This is a genomic window from Stenotrophomonas sp. YJH_SMC_110 (assembly GCF_059369255.1).
Window position 1 is genome coordinate 263849 of record NZ_JCAFSM010000002.1, and the last position, 15133, is coordinate 278981.

The 15133-nt window shown below is 68.5% G+C and carries 13 protein-coding genes; 7 read left to right on the top strand and 6 right to left on the bottom strand.

What is annotated here, in order from left to right; translation table 11 throughout:
* Nucleotides 1-77 precede the first annotated feature (77 nt).
* Nucleotides 78-1409 (bottom strand): exodeoxyribonuclease VII large subunit, encoded by a 1332-nt coding sequence (gene xseA, locus AC5P6H_RS05875; protein ID WP_046431756.1) that lies wholly within the window; start codon nucleotides 1407-1409, stop codon nucleotides 78-80.
* A gap of 44 nt (nucleotides 1410-1453) precedes the next feature.
* Nucleotides 1454-2524 carry a tRNA epoxyqueuosine(34) reductase QueG gene (gene queG, locus AC5P6H_RS05880; RefSeq protein ID WP_032956157.1) on the bottom strand — a complete coding sequence of 357 codons (1071 nt, stop codon included), beginning with the start codon at nucleotides 2522-2524 and terminating at the stop codon, nucleotides 1454-1456.
* A gap of 23 nt (nucleotides 2525-2547) precedes the next feature.
* Between queG and AC5P6H_RS05885 the strand changes: the two genes are divergently transcribed.
* The 6 genes from AC5P6H_RS05885 to AC5P6H_RS05910 all read left to right on the top strand — a co-directional run bounded on the left by AC5P6H_RS05885 (nucleotide 2548) and on the right by AC5P6H_RS05910 (nucleotide 10119).
* The gene (locus AC5P6H_RS05885; RefSeq protein WP_049442403.1) at nucleotides 2548-4032 is read left to right on the top strand and encodes an NAD(P)H-hydrate dehydratase; all 1485 of its coding nucleotides are present in this window, start codon (nucleotides 2548-2550) and stop codon (nucleotides 4030-4032) included.
* Complete coding sequence (tsaE, locus tag AC5P6H_RS05890; protein WP_049442404.1) at nucleotides 4029-4511, top strand: tRNA (adenosine(37)-N6)-threonylcarbamoyltransferase complex ATPase subunit type 1 TsaE; 483 nt, start codon at nucleotides 4029-4031, stop codon at nucleotides 4509-4511. Before AC5P6H_RS05885 ends, tsaE begins: the two co-directional genes overlap by 4 nt.
* Nucleotides 4512-4593: 82 nt before the next feature.
* Nucleotides 4594-6162, top strand: coding sequence for an N-acetylmuramoyl-L-alanine amidase (locus AC5P6H_RS05895; protein ID WP_241887702.1), 1569 nt, complete (start codon nucleotides 4594-4596; stop codon nucleotides 6160-6162).
* 146 nt (nucleotides 6163-6308) lie between these two features.
* Entirely contained in the window at nucleotides 6309-8213 is a 1905-nt protein-coding gene (gene mutL / locus AC5P6H_RS05900) for a DNA mismatch repair endonuclease MutL (RefSeq protein WP_049442405.1), read from the top strand.
* Nucleotides 8214-8224: 11 nt separating this feature from the next.
* Nucleotides 8225-9154, top strand: coding sequence for a DUF1684 domain-containing protein (locus AC5P6H_RS05905; RefSeq protein WP_495202386.1), 930 nt, complete (start codon nucleotides 8225-8227; stop codon nucleotides 9152-9154).
* A gap of 2 nt (nucleotides 9155-9156) precedes the next feature.
* On the top strand, nucleotides 9157-10119 hold the full coding sequence (locus tag AC5P6H_RS05910; RefSeq protein ID WP_049405938.1) for a TraB/GumN family protein: 963 nt from the start codon (nucleotides 9157-9159) through the stop codon (nucleotides 10117-10119).
* A gap of 74 nt (nucleotides 10120-10193) precedes the next feature.
* Here the strand turns inward: AC5P6H_RS05910 and phaR are convergent, their stop codons facing one another.
* The 3 genes from phaR to gluQRS form a co-directional block, all read right to left on the bottom strand.
* On the bottom strand, nucleotides 10194-10727 hold the full coding sequence (gene phaR, locus AC5P6H_RS05915; RefSeq protein WP_041864232.1) for a polyhydroxyalkanoate synthesis repressor PhaR: 534 nt from the start codon (nucleotides 10725-10727) through the stop codon (nucleotides 10194-10196).
* Between the two features lie 182 nt (nucleotides 10728-10909).
* Nucleotides 10910-11650 carry a beta-ketoacyl-ACP reductase gene (locus tag AC5P6H_RS05920; protein ID WP_014647808.1) on the bottom strand — a complete coding sequence of 247 codons (741 nt, stop codon included), beginning with the start codon at nucleotides 11648-11650 and terminating at the stop codon, nucleotides 10910-10912.
* 17 nt (nucleotides 11651-11667) lie between these two features.
* Nucleotides 11668-12588, bottom strand: coding sequence for a tRNA glutamyl-Q(34) synthetase GluQRS (gluQRS, locus tag AC5P6H_RS05925; RefSeq protein WP_111205989.1), 921 nt, complete (start codon nucleotides 12586-12588; stop codon nucleotides 11668-11670).
* A gap of 93 nt (nucleotides 12589-12681) precedes the next feature.
* On the opposite strand from gluQRS, the gene htpX reads away from it, so the two are divergent.
* The gene (htpX, locus tag AC5P6H_RS05930; RefSeq protein ID WP_014647806.1) at nucleotides 12682-13548 is read left to right on the top strand and encodes a protease HtpX; all 867 of its coding nucleotides are present in this window, start codon (nucleotides 12682-12684) and stop codon (nucleotides 13546-13548) included.
* Nucleotides 13549-14214: 666 nt separating this feature from the next.
* Here the strand turns inward: htpX and AC5P6H_RS05935 are convergent.
* Nucleotides 14215-15042: an inositol monophosphatase family protein gene (locus AC5P6H_RS05935; RefSeq protein ID WP_005417749.1), complete on the bottom strand. Its 828-nt coding sequence runs from the start codon at nucleotides 15040-15042 to the stop codon at nucleotides 14215-14217.
* Nucleotides 15043-15133: the final 91 nt, after the last annotated feature.

Here is a 15133-nt window from a genome sequence, read left to right on the forward strand (position 1 = left end):
TTTGCTGTTGCTGTTGAGGTTGCCGGCCAGCGGCCGGCACTACCGCAGGTGCAGGGCGCAGCCCTGCCGAACGCCCCTTACTTGACCTGTACGTCGATCACGCCGTCGCCGACGCGGGCCTGCAGGGCGTCACCGGACTGTACCTGATCAAGCTTTCGCACCAGCGTACCGTCATCGCTGCGGGTCAGGATGCTGTAGCCACGCGCCACGGTCGCCAGCGGGCTGACTGCTTCAAGTGAACGCGCCAGTCCGCGCAGTCGCAGTGCATCGCGCTCCAGCAGGCGCTGCATCGCGGCCTGCGGCCGCCCGCGCAGGGCAGCCAGACGGCGCTGCATCGCATCGAGCTGGCGCTGCGGATGGTGCCCGCGCAGCACTGCCGCCGCATGACGCAGGCGCGCGGCGCGACGCTCCTGCTGCTGGTTGAACGCCGCATGCAGGCGCCGGCCCAGATCCAGCTGGCGTCGGCGCAACAAGTCCAGCCGCGCCTGCGGGCTCTGGGCGTTCAGGCGCAACAGGGCGCGGTCGGCGCGCTGCATCGCCTGCTGCATCGCATGCCGTTGCAGCTGCACCATGCGCGCGGCCGTGCGGCGCAGGCGCAGGGCCAGTTCGCGCTGGTCGGGTACCAGCAGTTCAGCTGCCACCGAAGGCGTCGGCGCACGCAGGTCGGCGGCGAAGTCGCTGAGGCTGAAGTCGGTTTCGTGGCCGACCGCCGAAACCACTGGGGTGTGGCTGGCGGCGATCGCACGGGCCAGGGCTTCGTCATTGAAGGCCCACAGGTCTTCCAGCGAACCGCCGCCGCGGGTCAGCAGGATCACGTCGTAGCGACCACTGGCATCGGCCGCCTGCAGCAGGCGGGTGATCTGCGCGGCGGCGCTGCTGCCCTGCACCAGGGTCGGCAGCAGGTCGACTTCCAGCAGCGGGAAACGGCGGCCGAGCACGCTCAGCACATCGCGCACGGCGGCGCCGGTCGGCGAGGTGATCACTGCCAGACGTTGTACATGCGCCGGCAGTGGCCGTTTGCGCGCCGGGTCGAACAGGCCCTCGGCCTCCAGCCGTGCCTTCAGTTCCTCGAAGGCGCGGCGCAGTGCGCCTTCGCCCGCCTCCTCCATGTGGTCCAGCACCATCTGGTACTCGCCACGGGCGTCGTACAGGGTCACCTTGCCGCGCACCAGCACGCGCATGCCTTCGCGCGGCACGAACTTCAGGTACTGCGCCTTCATCCGGAACATTGCGGCGCGCAGCTGCGCACGCGCGTCCTTCAGGGTGAAATACAGGTGACCGGAGGCAGGACGCGCCACGCTGCCCAGTTCGGCCTCGACCCAGATCGCCGGGAAACTGCCTTCCAGCAGGTCGCGGGCCAGGGTGTTGAGCTGGCTGGGGGTGAAAATGTCGTTGTTGCGTGGCTGCATGGGAACGGCGTGCTGCGGGTGGAGCGGGGGCTCAGGATCGCACGTCAGCGCGCCGTGTGCTGGCCCAGCGCCCACTGCACGTGTTCACGCACCAGCGGCGAGGGATCATCGACGCGGGTCTGCAACGCGGCCAATGCTTCGGCCGAGGACGGTGCGTTGCCCAGTGCCACGGCGATGTTGCGCAGCCAGCGCTCGTGCCCGCTGCGGCGGATCGGGCTGCCCTCGGTGCGGCGCAGGAACTCGGCCTCGTCCCAGGCGAACAGCTGGTCCAGGCGCGCGGTATCGAGGTTGTTGCGCGCGCGGAAATCGGCTTCGTCGGTGCGCTTGGCGAACTTGTTCCAGGGGCAGACCAGCTGGCAGTCGTCGCAGCCGTAGATGCGGTTGCCGATCAACGGACGCATGTCTTCGGGAATGGCGCCGTCGTGCTCGATGGTGAGGTAGGAAATGCAGCGCCGCGCGTCCAGCCGCTGCGGGCCGGTGATGGCCTGGGTCGGGCAGACATCGATGCAACGCGTGCAGGTGCCGCAGTGCGCCGTGGCCGGCGTGTCGATCGGCAACGGGATGTCGATGTAGATCTCGCCGATGAAGAACCATGAACCGCCATGGCGGTCGATCAGGCACGTGTGCTTTCCGATCCAGCCGAGGCCGGCGTTGCGCGCCAGTGCGCGTTCCAGCACGGGGGCGGAATCGACGAACACGCGGTAGCCCAGTGGCGCTACTTCATCGTTGATCTGCGTCGCCAGCTTCTGCAGGCGGTTGCGCATCAGCTTGTGATAGTCGCGGCCCAGCGCGTAGCGCGCCACGTAGGCGCGGCCCGGGTCGGCCAGGGTCGCCCAGGCTTCGGTGTCGTCCTTGTGGCTGTAGTCCATGCCCACTGAAATCACGCGCACGGTGCCGGGCAGCAGCTCGGCCGGTCGCGCGCGCAAGGTGCCGTGGCGCGCCATCCAGTCCATCGTGCCGTACAGGCCCTGGCCCAGCCAGTCGGCCAGGTGCGCTTCATCCTCGCCCAGTTCGATACCAGCGATGCCGCAGCGCTGGAAGCCATGCGCACGCGCCAGTTCGCGGATGCGCTGCACGGCCTGGACCGGATCGACAGGGGTGGGGGCGGGGGACATGTGCACCAGTATAAAATCCCTGCATGGCCAACCTTGCCGATCTGTTCGATTCCGCTGCCGCGCGTGCGCTTGATGCGCAGGCCTCGGCGTTGGCCGCCGACGGCGGCTGGGGCCTGATGGCGCAGGCCGGCCAGGCCGCCTGGCAGTGCCTGCTGCAGCATTGGCCCCAGGCGCGGCGGATCGGCGTGGTGGTCGGCGCTGGCAACAATGGGGGCGATGGCCAGGTGCTGGCCCGTCACGCGCTGCAGGCCGGGCGCGAGGTGACAGTGATCGCCCTGCCGGGCAGGCCGCCCTCGACCGCGCTGGCACAGCGTGCAGCATCTGAATTCAGGTCCGGCGGCGGCACCATCACCGATTTCGACGGCATGCTGCCCGAGGCCGACGTCTGGGTCGATGCCCTGTTCGGGCTGGGCTTTGATCGCGCGCCGGAGGGTACGGCGCAGGCGTTGATTACCGCGCTCAACGCGCAGACTGCGCCGGTGCTGGCGCTGGATGTTCCCAGTGGCGTCGATGCCGACCGTGGGGCGGTGCCGGGCGTAGCAGTGCGCGCTGCACTGACCCTGCAGTTCATCGTGGCGCATCGCGGGCTGTATTCCGGCGATGCGCTGGATCATTGCGGGCACAAGGTCCTGGCGCCCCTGCTGTTGCCCGCGGCGGCCTGGCAAGGCGTGGTGCCCGCTGCGGAGCACTGGACGCAGGTGAGGTTGCGGGCCCTGTTGCCACCGCGCCGCGCCAATACCCACAAGGGCGAATCCGGGCACGTGCTGTGCGTCGGCGGCAACCATGGCAGCGGCGGTGCCATCGCGATGGCGGCCGAAGCCGCCTTGCGCGCGGGTGCGGGGCTGTTGAGCCTGGGCACCCGCCGCGACCACGTCGGTCCACTGCTGGCCCGGTTGCCCGAGGCCATGACCCATGCACTGGAAGATGGCGATGTGCTGCCGGCGCTGCTGGACAAGGCGAAGGTGGTGGCGATCGGGCCCGGTCTGGGCCAGGACGAATGGGCACGCGCCTTGTTTGCGCGGGTGCTGGCCAGCAACAAGCCATTGGTGGTCGATGCCGATGCCCTGAACCTGCTGGCGCAGGATCCGCGCGCGTTGCCCGATGCCATTCTCACACCGCACCCGGGCGAGGCCGCGCGCCTGCTCGGCTGCAGCACGGCTGAAATCCAGGCCGACCGCTACACCTGTGCGCACATGCTGGCCGAGCGCTTCCATGCCGTGGTGGTGCTGAAGGGCGCTGGCAGCATCGTGGCAGCGCCTGGGCAAACGCCCCGGTTGATCGCTGCCGGTAACCCAGGGATGGCCGTGGGAGGCATGGGCGACCTGCTCACCGGCATCATCGCCAGCCTGCGTGCGCAGGGCCTTGCGGCCTTCGATGCCGCGGCCGCGGGCGCGCTGCTGCATGCGCTGGCGGGCGATGCAGCTGCCGCCGATGGCGCGCGCGGCCTGCTTCCTACTGATCTGCTGGCGCCGCTGCGGCGACTGGCCAACCCGGACCTCTCCCCATGACCGAATTCTTCCTTGCCGACAGCGACGCCACCGAACTGCTCGGGCAGTGGCTGGCGGCCACCCGGCCGCCGCAGGCGCTGATCGAACTGCGCGGCGACCTGGGTGCCGGCAAGTCCACCACGGCCCGCGCGCTGCTGCGCGCGCTGGGCGTGCAGGGCGCGATCCGCAGCCCCACCTACACCCTGGTCGAGCGCTATCCGCTGGCCAGTGGCGGCGAGGCGTGGCACCTGGACCTGTATCGCATCGGCCAGGCCGGTGAGCTGGATTTCCTCGGCCTGGACGAGGGCAGCGCGGTGCTGTGGCTGGTCGAATGGCCGGAACGGGGCGCCGGCGCGCTGCCGCCGACCGACCTGGTGGTGGCGCTGGAGATCGACGGGCAGGGACGACGCGTCCGTCTCACTGGGGCCAGCGACGTAGGACATGAATGGCTGGAACGGTTGCCGCAAGGGGGCGACTTGCAGGCCATTTCTGTCGGCTGACGAGAACAAAGACCGGCAGGTTACGGATTATTAAGGAAAAAAGTGTTGCATTCCGTTCAGCGCGGTGATTGAATCCTGAGCCATGCGCCCGGGGAACCGTCTCATCGCCATCTGTGCCGCCGTCGGACTGGGTCTGGCGAGCGTCAGTACGTGGGCGGGTGAAGTCCGACAGGTCCTGCTGAACACCGGCGCTACCGGCACCCGTGCCGAGATCTCGCTGGTCGGCAGTGGCGGCTACAAAACCCTGTCGCTGGCCGGCCCGAACCGCCTGGTGGTCGATTTCCCCGACTCCAGCGCCATACGCAACCTGAAGATGCCGGCCGCGCAGGGCGTGGTCACGGCGGTGCGTACCGGGCAGCCGGTCCCGGGCACGTTCCGCGTCGTTTTCGACCTCGCCGAATCGGTGGCGCCGTTCCGCCCGCAGATGCAGCGCGAGGGCAATGAATCCAAGCTGGTGATCGAATGGCCGGGCGATGGCCCGGCCTTGGCCAGCAGCCGCCCGGCGGCGACGCCAGCCGTGCAGCCGCAGGCGCCCGCGGCGGGAGCTGCACCTGTACCGACTCCGGCCGAGAGCGCGCAGTCGCGCACCGATGCCGCGCGTGCCACGGCCCTGCTGACCGCACAGGTACAGCAGCAGGCCAGCGCCACTGCCGCCGCACCGGCCACGCCGACCCCGGCACCGACCACCGCGCCGGCCCAGGTTGCTGCGGCCGGTGTCACCGCCAGCAGCACGCCGTCGTCCTCGCCGGCCGCGATCCTCGCCGGCCAGCGCACCGCAGCGGTGGTGACCACGCCGCCGGCCACCGTGCCTACACCGGCACCGACGCCGGTGGAACCGCCGCGTCCTGTCATGCCCAGCGATGCGTCGCGTATCCGCATGCAGGCCGGCATGCGCCACTTGGTGGTGGCGATCGATCCCGGACACGGCGGCCAGGACCCGGGTGCGATCGGCCCGACCGGCAAGCGCGAGAAGGATGTCACTCTGGCAGTGGCGCGCGAGCTGGCCCGCCAGGTCAACGCCACGCCGGGCCTGAAGGCCTACCTGACGCGCGACAGCGACGTGTTCATTCCGCTGCCGATGCGTGCGCAGAAGGCGCGTGCGAACAAGGCGGACATCTTCATCTCGATCCATGCCGACGCGGCCGAAAACCGCTCGGCCACGGGCTCATCGGTCTACGTGCTGTCGACCAAGGGCGCCTCTTCGCAGCGCGCCCGCTGGCTGGCGGACAAGGAAAACGCGGCCGACCTGGTCGGTGGCGTGCGCCTGCAGCAGACCGAAGGCACCCTGGCCAACGTGCTGCTGGACCTGGCGCAGAGCGGCTACATGAAGGCGTCCGAAGACGCGGCCGGCCACGTGCTGGGCGGCCTGAAGCGGATCGGCAACAACCACAAGCCGAACATCGAGCGCGCCAACTTCGCGGTGCTGCGCACCTCGGACATGCCGGCGATGCTGGTGGAAACCGCGTTCATCTCCAATCCGGATGAAGAACGCCGCCTGATGGACCCGGCGTACCAGCGCAAGATCGCTGGCGCCGTGCTGGACGGCGTGCACACCTTCTTCAGCCGCCAGCCGCCGCCGGGGACGTTGTATGCGGCCCGCGCCCAGGCCGAGATCGACGCGGCCGGCACCATGGCCGGCGGCAGCAAGTAAGCCGCCGAAGGCGGGTTGCTGCTTTCCGTAGAGTCGAGCCGCGCTCGACTGGGCCTTGTCGGTAGCCCGCAGTCGAGCATGGCTCGACTCTATCCTCGGCAGCTCCGCTATCATCGACCCATGAAGTCTGCTGCCCATCACCTCCCATGAGCGCGCCCGGTCCGCGCCCGATCCGGCCGTTGCCGGAGATCCTCATCAACCAGATCGCCGCTGGCGAAGTGGTCGAACGGCCCGCGTCGGTGGTCAAGGAACTGGTCGAGAACGCGATCGATGCCGGCGCCAGCCGCGTCGACATCGATCTGGAAGAGGGCGGTGTGCGCCTGATCCGCATCCGTGACAATGGCAGCGGCATCGCACCGGAGCAGCTGCCGCTGGCGGTATCGCGCCACGCCACCAGCAAGATCGCCGACCTGGACGATCTGGAATCGGTGGCAACGCTGGGGTTCCGCGGTGAAGCGCTGCCTTCGATCGCCTCGGTCAGCCGCTTCACCCTGGCCTCGCGCCGCGCGCATGACGAGCACGGTTCGGCGTTGCAGATCGAAGGCGGCAAGATCGGCGAGGTGACCCCGCGCGCGCACGCGCCGGGCACCACGGTGGAAGTGCGCGAGCTGTTCTACAACGTGCCGGCGCGGCGCAAGTTCCTGCGCGCCGAGCGCACCGAACTGGGCCATATCGAAGAGTGGCTGCGTTCGCTGGCGCTGGCACGGCCGGATGTCGAGCTGCGCGTGTCGCACAACGGCAAGGCCTCGCGTCGTTACAAGCCGGGCGATCTGTATTCCGATACACGCCTTGCCGAAACGCTGGGCGAGGATTTCGCCAACCAGGCCGTGCGCGTGGACCACAGCGGTGCCGGACTGCGCCTGCATGGCTGGATCGCGCAGCCGCATTATTCGCGCGCGAGCGCCGACCAGCAGTACCTGTACGTCAACGGTCGCTCGGTGCGTGACCGCAGCGTCGCCCACGCAGTGAAGATGGCCTACGGCGATGTGCTGTACCACGGCCGCCAGCCGGCCTATGTGCTGTTCCTGGAACTGGATCCGACCCGCGTCGACGTCAACGTGCACCCTGCCAAGCACGAAGTGCGCTTCCGTGATTCGCGGCTGGTCCATGATTTCGTCTACCGCACGCTGAAGGATGCGCTGGCCGATACCCGCGCCGGCATGTCGGCGCAGGAGATCGGTGCCGGTGCTGCGCAGCCGGTGGATGCCACGGCCATGCCGATGGCATCGAGCGCAGGCGCGTCGGGATTCGGGCTGGTGCGTGGGCCCGCGCCGGGTGCCGGCTCGGGAGGTGGTGGTGGCGGATTCTCCGGATGGCGCCCGCAGCAGCCGCTGGGCCTGCAGGTGGCCGATGCACCGGCTGCCTATGCCGCGCTGTATGCCGCACCGGCCGGCGCCGAGCGCGGTGCTGCGCTGCCGCCGATGCCGACCGAGAACGGACTGCCGGTCACCAGTGCCGACGCAGGCGTGCCGCCGCTGGGCTATGCGATCGCGCAGCTGCATGGCATCTACATCCTGGCCGAGAACGCCGAAGGCCTGATCGTGGTCGACATGCATGCGGCCCACGAACGCATCGGCTACGAGCGCCTGAAGAACGCGCACGATGGCATCGGCCTGCAGTCGCAGCCGTTGCTGGTGCCGATCACGCTGGCAGTGGGCGAGCGCGAGGCCGACACCGCCGAGAGCGAAGCTGAAACCCTGGCGGCGCTCGGCTTCGAGGTGACCCGTGCCGGCCCCGGTTCGCTGCACGTGCGCAGTATTCCGGCATTGTTGGCGCATGCCGAACCGGAAGGGCTGCTGCGCGACGTGCTGACCGACCTGCGCGAGCATGGCCAGAGCCGCCGCGTGGCCAGTGCACGCGACGAACTGCTTTCGACCATGGCCTGCCACGGCGCGGTGCGTGCCAACCGGCGCTTGACCCTGCCGGAAATGAACGCGCTGCTGCGCGACATGGAAATCACCGAACGGTCCGGCCAGTGCAACCACGGCCGACCGACCTGGGCCCGTTTTTCGCTGGCGGAGATCGACCGCTGGTTCCTGCGCGGACGTTGAGGGGAGCATCGATGCGTTATCGGGGAATGGCGGGCCTGCTGGCCGCCGTGGTGTTGGCCGCCTGCAGCCCGGCAACACCGCCGGTGCCGACGGCCGCTGAAGATCCGGCCTACGCGGCCGCGCAGCAACAATGGCGTGTAGCGCGCTACCAGGACCTGACCCGGCCCGATGGCTGGACGGCGCTGGTGGGCCTGCACTGGCTGCAGAACAAATCGCATTTCGTTGGCAGCGGCGCTACCAACGGCATCCGCCTGACGGTTGGCCCGGACAAGCTGGGCCTGCTGCGTCGCGAAGGGACGCAGTGGTGGTTCACGCCTGAAGCCGGTGTCGATGTCAGTCATGATGGCCTGCCGGTGCGCGGCCGCATCCGCGTTGACACCGACAAGGACGCGCAACCGACGCTGCTGGCCTTCGATGGCGGCAAGGGCCAGCTCAGCATCATCCGCCGGGGGCCGCGGGACGCGCTGCGGGTCAAGCATGCCGATGCGCCTGCGCGGCGTGAGTTTGCCGGCCTGCAGTACTGGCCGGGCGGCGTGGACTGGCAGGTGCAGGCGCGCTTCATCGCGCACCCGCCGGGCAAGACCCTGCCGATCGTCGACATCACCGGCCTGACCACCGAGATGCCCAATGCCGGCGCGGTCGAGTTCGAACGCGATGGTCGCAGCTGGCGGCTGGAAGCGATCGGTGCGCCCGGGCAGCCGCTGTTCCTGATCTTCGCCGACCGCACCAGCGGCCGCGGCAGCTATCCGGCCGGTCGCTACCTGGATACCGATGCGCCCGCCGCAGACGGCACCGTGCGCATCGATTTCAACCATGCCTACAACCCGCCGTGCGCGTTCACCGCCTACGCCACCTGTCCGCTGGCGCCACCGGAAAACCGGCTGGACCTGCACGTGGAAGCGGGCGAGAAGGCGTACCACCTGCCTGAAGGAGAAGGCTGACCATGCCGATCAAACACCTGTTCCGTGCCGCGCTGCTGATGGCGGCGTGCGCGATGGCACCCCTGGCCACTGCCCGCGATGCGCCGGGCACCACGGCTGCGGCCGCGACCGCGGCGGCGGCCAAGCCGCCCGTACCGCTGTTGTGGAAAGTCACCGGCCCGGGCGATGCACGCGTGTACCTGCTGGGGTCGTTCCACCTGCTGAAGCCGCAGGACTACCCGCTGTCGCCCGATGTCGAGCAGGCGTTCGAGGCCTCGCAGCGGGTGGTGTTCGAGCTGTCGCCGGAAGACATGCAGTCGCCGCAGCTGGCCAGCCGCATGGTGCAGGCCGCGACCCGCACCGATGGCAGCGAGCTGAAGCGTGATCTGGATGCGCCGACCTGGCAGAAGCTGCAGGCCTTTGCTGCCCAGAACCAGCTGCCGCTGGCGCAGATGCAGGGCATGAAGGCCTGGTTTGTCGGCCTGAGCATTTCGGTCGGGCAGATGCAGAAACTGGGCCTGGACCCGGCGCTGGGCCTGGACCGCCACTTCATGGAGCGTGCGCAGAAGACCGGCCGCAAGACGGCGGGCCTGGAGGACATCGATACCCAGATCGGCATGCTTGACGGGATGACGGTGCAGGAGCAGCGGCAGATGCTGGCCGAAGCGCTGGACCAGGCCGGCAAGGCCGATGAGCAGGCGCGGCTGCTGCATGATGCATGGCGTCGCGGCGACGAGCGCCTGCTGTGGACCAAGATGGCGGCGGAGATGCGCCAGCAGTATCCGCAGCTGTACCAGCGCATCAACACCGGGCGCAACGATGCCTGGGTGCCGAAGCTGCAGCCGTACCTGCAGGCCGGGCAGGGCGGTACGCTGGTGGTGGTCGGCACGCTGCACCTGCTGGGCAGTGATGGCGTGGTCGAGAAGCTGAAGGCCAAGGGCTACAAGGTCGAGCGCGTGTGCACGGGGTGCAAGGCGAAACGCTGACGCATCGTTGGCGCGATGCCAAACAGAACGGCGCGCCAGGGGCGCGCCGTTTTCGTATCAGCCGTAGCTGCCGTTCAGCGGCGGGTCTTGCCGCCGGTGCCGGTGCCCGGTTCGCCGGGCTTGTTGCCGGTGCCGGTTCCCGTTCCGGTACCGCCGGGGCGCGGGCCACCGAAACCGCTGCCCATGCTGCGCTGGAATTCCTGCCACAACTCCAGGTTGCGCTCGGTCAGCTGGTTCATCATCGCCCACGGGGTCTGGCCCAGCAGGTTGCCCATCTGCTGGCGGAACTGCTGCTGCTGGTCGAGGAAGACCTGCATGCTGCGCTCCAGATAGTTGCCCATGAAGCCCTGCAGGGAATCGCCGTAGAAGCGGATCAGCTGGCTCAGCAGCTGGGTGGACAGCATCGGCTCGCCGTCCTGTTCCTGGTCGGCGATGATCTGCAGCAGGACCGATCGAGTGAGGTCGTCGCCGCTCTTGGCGTCGCGGACTTCGAAGTCTTCACCGTCCAGGATCAGCTGGCGCACGTCCTCGATGGTGATGTAGCTGGAGATCTCGGTGTCGTAGAGACGGCGGTTCGGATACTTCTTGATGATGCGGGTCGCAGCCATGAAGCGGTACTCGTCACAGTAGACGCGCAGCATGGCGCAGTGCAGCAGCGGTTGCAACCGCCCCAGCCCCCGCCAGGCTTGGCTTTCAGGGGCGATCATGTTGCGCAACAAGGGTTTGCGTGCTGCGCAGCATGACCATCGGCAGGGGCCGCCGGTGCATGCCGCGGCGCGCCCTGCGCGGCTCACCAGCCCATGTGGTGTCCGCCGTTGATGTCCAGGTTGCTGCCGGTGATCCACGAGGCTTCCTCGGCCACCAGGAAGGACACGCCATAGGCGATTTCTTCCGGCTTGCCGAGGCGTCCGGTCGGGATGTCGGCGATGATCTTGGCGCGCACGTCCTCCGGAACCGCCATCACCATGTCGGTGGCGACGTAGCCGGGCGAAATGGTGTTGACAGTGATGCCGAAGCCGGCGTTCTCGCGGGCCAGCGAGATGGTGAAGCCGTGCATGCCGGCCTTGGCCGCAGCGTAGTTGGCCTGGCCGTACTGGCCCTTCAGGCCGTTGATCGAGCTGATCTGGATGACCCGGCCCCAGCCGCGGCGGCGCATGCCCTCGATGACCGGCCGGGTGACGTTGAACACCGAGTTGAGATTGGTGTTGATCACATCGTGCCACTGGTCCGCGCGCATGCGGTGGAAGGTGGTGTCACGGGTGATGCCGGCGTTGTTGACCAGGATCTCGACCGGGCCCAGCTCGGCCTCGACGGCGCGCACGAGTGCTTCGGCGCTGTCCGGATCGGAGACATCGCCCGGGAAGATCGCCACGTGGTAGCCGCGCTCGGTCATCGCCTGCTGCCAGGCGCGGGCCTTGGCCTCGTCGCGGTAGTTGGTGGCGACCCGGTGGCCCTGGTCGGCCAGGCGTTGGCAGATGGCGGTACCGATGCCGCCGGTTCCGCCGGTGACCAGTGCGACGCGAGATGTCATGGAGTGCTGTCCGGGTATCAGGTGGGGGAAGGGGGATTCTGCAACATCGGCGCGGAAAGTGCGCCGGCCGGCAACAGGATGTCGGTCCGCGGCAGCCGCGCCGGGTCGAACGCCCGTTGCGCAGCCTCCAGCAGCGCATCCCGCTCATCGGCGCCGTCCAGTGCGGCAGGCGCCTGGCCCAGCAGCTGCCAGAGCGCGCGCAATACCGGCACCGGCCGCGTGCTGTCCACCGGCAGCGACGCCAGCGACTTGGACAGTTTGTGCCCCGGTGCATCGAGCAGCAGCGGCAGGTGCCAGTAGCGTGGCACGGCCAGGCCCAGCGCCTGCTGCAGCAGGATCTGCCGCGCGGTGGAATCGAGCAGGTCGGCGCCGCGCACCACTTCGGTCACGCCCTGTTCGGCGTCATCGACCACCACGGCCAACTGGTAGGCCCAGCAGCCATCTGCACGGCGCAGCACGAAGTCGCCAACCTCGGCATGCACGTCCTGGTGCTGCGGCCCGCGCAGGCCATCATTGAAGTGCACGATGCTGCCGCGTGGCACGCGGAAGCGGACGGCAGGGTCCGGTCGTGGCTGTCGCGCAACGCAGCGGTGGTGGATGCCGCCGCTGGCGGCCAGTTCGCTGCGGCTGCAGTGGCAGACAAAGGCCAGATCGCTGGCCAGCAGCACGTCGAGCGCGGCCTGGTAGGCCTCGCCGCGCGCGCTCTGCCACAGGACCGGGCCGTCATGGGTGAGGCCGAAGGCGGCCAGCGCCTGCAGTTGTGCCTCCGCGGCGCCAGGCACCGTGCGCGGCGGATCGACGTCTTCAATGCGCAGCCGCCACAGGCCGCCGTGATGGCGGGCGAGCAGCCAGCTGCCGAAGGCGGCAAGCAGGGATCCGGGGTGGAGCAGGCCGGTCGGCGAGGGCGCGAAGCGGCCGCAGGAAATGGGGGAGGTCATGCTGGCTGAATCGTCGGTCAGGTTGGCGCTTGAATTCAAGCTGACCACACCGCAAATTGACTGGTATCGACCCCTTCCGAGCCGGATTTTCCCATGTTTACCCGCATTGCCCTGTTCCTGGCGACCAACTTCGCGGTCCTGATCCTCGCCAGCATCGTGATGTCGTTGCTGGGGGTCAATCCGAGCCAGATGAGTGGCCTGCTGGTCATGGCCGCGATCTTCGGCTTCGGTGGCTCCTTCATCTCGCTGCTGCTGTCCAAGTGGATGGCCAAGCGCTCCACCGGTGCGGTGGTGATCACCGAGCCGCGCAACCAGACCGAGCGCTGGCTGCTGGCCACCGTCGAGCGGCAGGCCAAGGCGGCCGGCATCGGCATGCCCGAGGTGGCGGTCTATGACGGCCCGGAGATCAATGCCTTCGCCACCGGTGCCAACCGCAACAACGCGCTGGTGGCGGTGTCCACCGGCCTGCTGCACAACATGAGTGAAGACGAGGCCGAAGCGGTGCTGGGCCACGAGATCGCCCACGTCGCCAACGGTGACATGATCACCATGGCACTGCTGCAGGGCGTGTTGAACACCTTCGTGATCGTGCTGGCCCGCGTGGTCGGCGGCATCATCGACAGCGCGCTGTCGGGCAACCGCGAAGGCGGCGGCCGCGGCTTCGCCTACTACATCATCGTGTTCGTGCTGGAGATGGTGTTCGGCCTGTTCGCCACGATGATCTCGATGTGGTTCTCGCGCCATCGCGAGTTCCGTGCCGATGCGGGTGGTGCCTCGCTGGCGGGCCGCCAGAAGATGATCGCCGCGCTGGAGCGCCTGCAGCTCAACCACGGCCAGAGCACGCTGCCGACCCAGATTGCCGCCTTCGGCATTTCCGGTTCGACGGCCAAGAAGCTGTTCATGAGCCACCCGCCGCTGGAAGAGCGCATCGCCGCGCTGCGGGCGTCGACGGCGGCGTAAGCCACCGCTCCACGGTAGTGCAGGAACGCCTGGCCCCGCGCCGGGCGTTTTTGTTTGCGCGATGCATTGCTGATGCCGGATCGTGCCCGGCGGATCGTTTCCGCGCCTGCGGGGAGGTGCCACTTTCTTTGCTCGTGCAAAGAAAGTAACCAAAGAAACACGCCGCCGGGGCGCGAGCCGACGTGCTGCGCACGCCGGTACCCTGCGCTCCTCGGCCCGTCGAGGGACGGTGCGGGAACTCGCTGCGCTCAGACACCCGCACCTCTTCGCCCTCGCCGGACCTGCGGTGCTCGGCTCGCTCAAGGCGGACCCAAGGTCAAATGCCACAGCTGCACCCAGTACATCTTCGCGACGCGTGGATGCTGTTGTTCTTGATCTTGACCTTCCAGCCCGCCTTGAGCGAGCCGAGCATCGCAGGGGAATCAGGGGCGAAGAGGCGCCGGTGTCTGAGCGCAGCGAGTTCGGCGCCGTCCCCTGATTCTCCGAGAAGCGCAGGGAACCTTCGCGTAGCGACGGCTCGCGGCCGGCGGAGCGTTTCTTTGGTTACTTTCTTTGCGCGCAAAGAAAGTGATACCCCTCCGCGGTCGCGGAAACGACTCTCCGTGCGCGCAAACGAAAACGGCACCCTCGCAGGTGCCGTCTCCATGAACCGCATTACGCGAAACCTCAGAACTTCGCGTCGAACTCCGCCGCATAGCCGGTGTTGACCAGCACCTTCTGCAGCGACTCGGCCACCTTCAGGTTGCCGGCCACGATCTGGTGGGTCTCCGGGCCACGGTTGTCCATGCGGCCCAGGGTCGCGCCCTTGAAGTCGCAGACCTTGCCACCCGCCTCGCGGACCAGCAGCAGGCCGGCGGCGATGTCCCACGCCTTCACGCCGGCTTCGAAGTAGGCGTCGGCGCGGCCGCAGGCCACGTAGGCCAGGTCCAGTGCGGCCGAACCGGTGCGGCGGATGTCCTCGCCGTGCACCAGCAGGGCGTCAACCGCCTTCAGCTGGGCGCTGGCACGGCTGCGCTCGCGCGGTGCGAAGCCGGTGTGGATCATCGTGCCTTCCAGGTCCTTGCGATCGGCCACGCGGATGCGGCGGTCGTTCAGCACGGCGCCAGCGCCACGGCTTGCGGTGAACAGTTCATTGCGCAGCGGGTCGAAGATGACCGCATCGGTCGGTTCGCCATTCTCGACCAGGGCGATCGACACGCAGTAGTGCGGCACGCCGCGCAGGTAATTGCTGGTGCCGTCCAGCGGGTCGATGACCCACATCTGGCGGCGCTCGCCCTGCACGCCACCTTCTTCGCCGAAGATGCCGTAGTCCGGGTAAGCGCGCTTGAGTTCCTTGACGATGACCTTTTCCGCGTCCGCATCCACTTCGCTGGCGTAGTCCATCCGGCCCTTCTGCACCACGTTCAGTGCCTCGAGCTTGTTGATGTTGCGCAACAGGACGTTGCCGGCGAGGCGGGCGGCCTTGACCATGACGGTGACGGCGGGTTTCTGCATGGCGTGGGCTCCCGGAAAGGCAGAAGAGATGGACTGGCGGGGGAAAAGAGCGGGTCCGGCGCAGTGGCCGGCCGCACAGTTTACCATTGGT

Bases quoted from the DNA above. Each gene is read 5' to 3' on its own strand.
- AC5P6H_RS05935 (WP_005417749.1), bottom strand. From the start codon at position 15,042: ATGCAGAAACCCGCCGTCACCGTCATGGTCAAGGCCGCCCGCCTCGCC.
- xseA (WP_046431756.1), bottom strand. From the start codon at position 1,409: ATGCAGCCACGCAACAACGACATTTTCACCCCCAGCCAGCTCAACACC.
- AC5P6H_RS05920 (WP_014647808.1), bottom strand. From the start codon at position 11,650: ATGACATCTCGCGTCGCACTGGTCACCGGCGGAACCGGCGGCATCGGT.
- AC5P6H_RS05895 (WP_241887702.1), top strand. From the start codon at position 4,594: ATGCGCCCGGGGAACCGTCTCATCGCCATCTGTGCCGCCGTCGGACTG.
- gluQRS (WP_111205989.1), bottom strand. From the start codon at position 12,588: ATGACCTCCCCCATTTCCTGCGGCCGCTTCGCGCCCTCGCCGACCGGC.
- htpX (WP_014647806.1), top strand. From the start codon at position 12,682: ATGTTTACCCGCATTGCCCTGTTCCTGGCGACCAACTTCGCGGTCCTG.
- AC5P6H_RS05885 (WP_049442403.1), top strand. From the start codon at position 2,548: ATGGCCAACCTTGCCGATCTGTTCGATTCCGCTGCCGCGCGTGCGCTT.
- tsaE (WP_049442404.1), top strand. From the start codon at position 4,029: ATGACCGAATTCTTCCTTGCCGACAGCGACGCCACCGAACTGCTCGGG.
- phaR (WP_041864232.1), bottom strand. From the start codon at position 10,727: ATGGCTGCGACCCGCATCATCAAGAAGTATCCGAACCGCCGTCTCTAC.
- mutL (WP_049442405.1), top strand. From the start codon at position 6,309: ATGAGCGCGCCCGGTCCGCGCCCGATCCGGCCGTTGCCGGAGATCCTC.
- AC5P6H_RS05910 (WP_049405938.1), top strand. From the start codon at position 9,157: ATGCCGATCAAACACCTGTTCCGTGCCGCGCTGCTGATGGCGGCGTGC.
- queG (WP_032956157.1), bottom strand. From the start codon at position 2,524: ATGTCCCCCGCCCCCACCCCTGTCGATCCGGTCCAGGCCGTGCAGCGC.
- AC5P6H_RS05905 (WP_495202386.1), top strand. From the start codon at position 8,225: ATGCGTTATCGGGGAATGGCGGGCCTGCTGGCCGCCGTGGTGTTGGCC.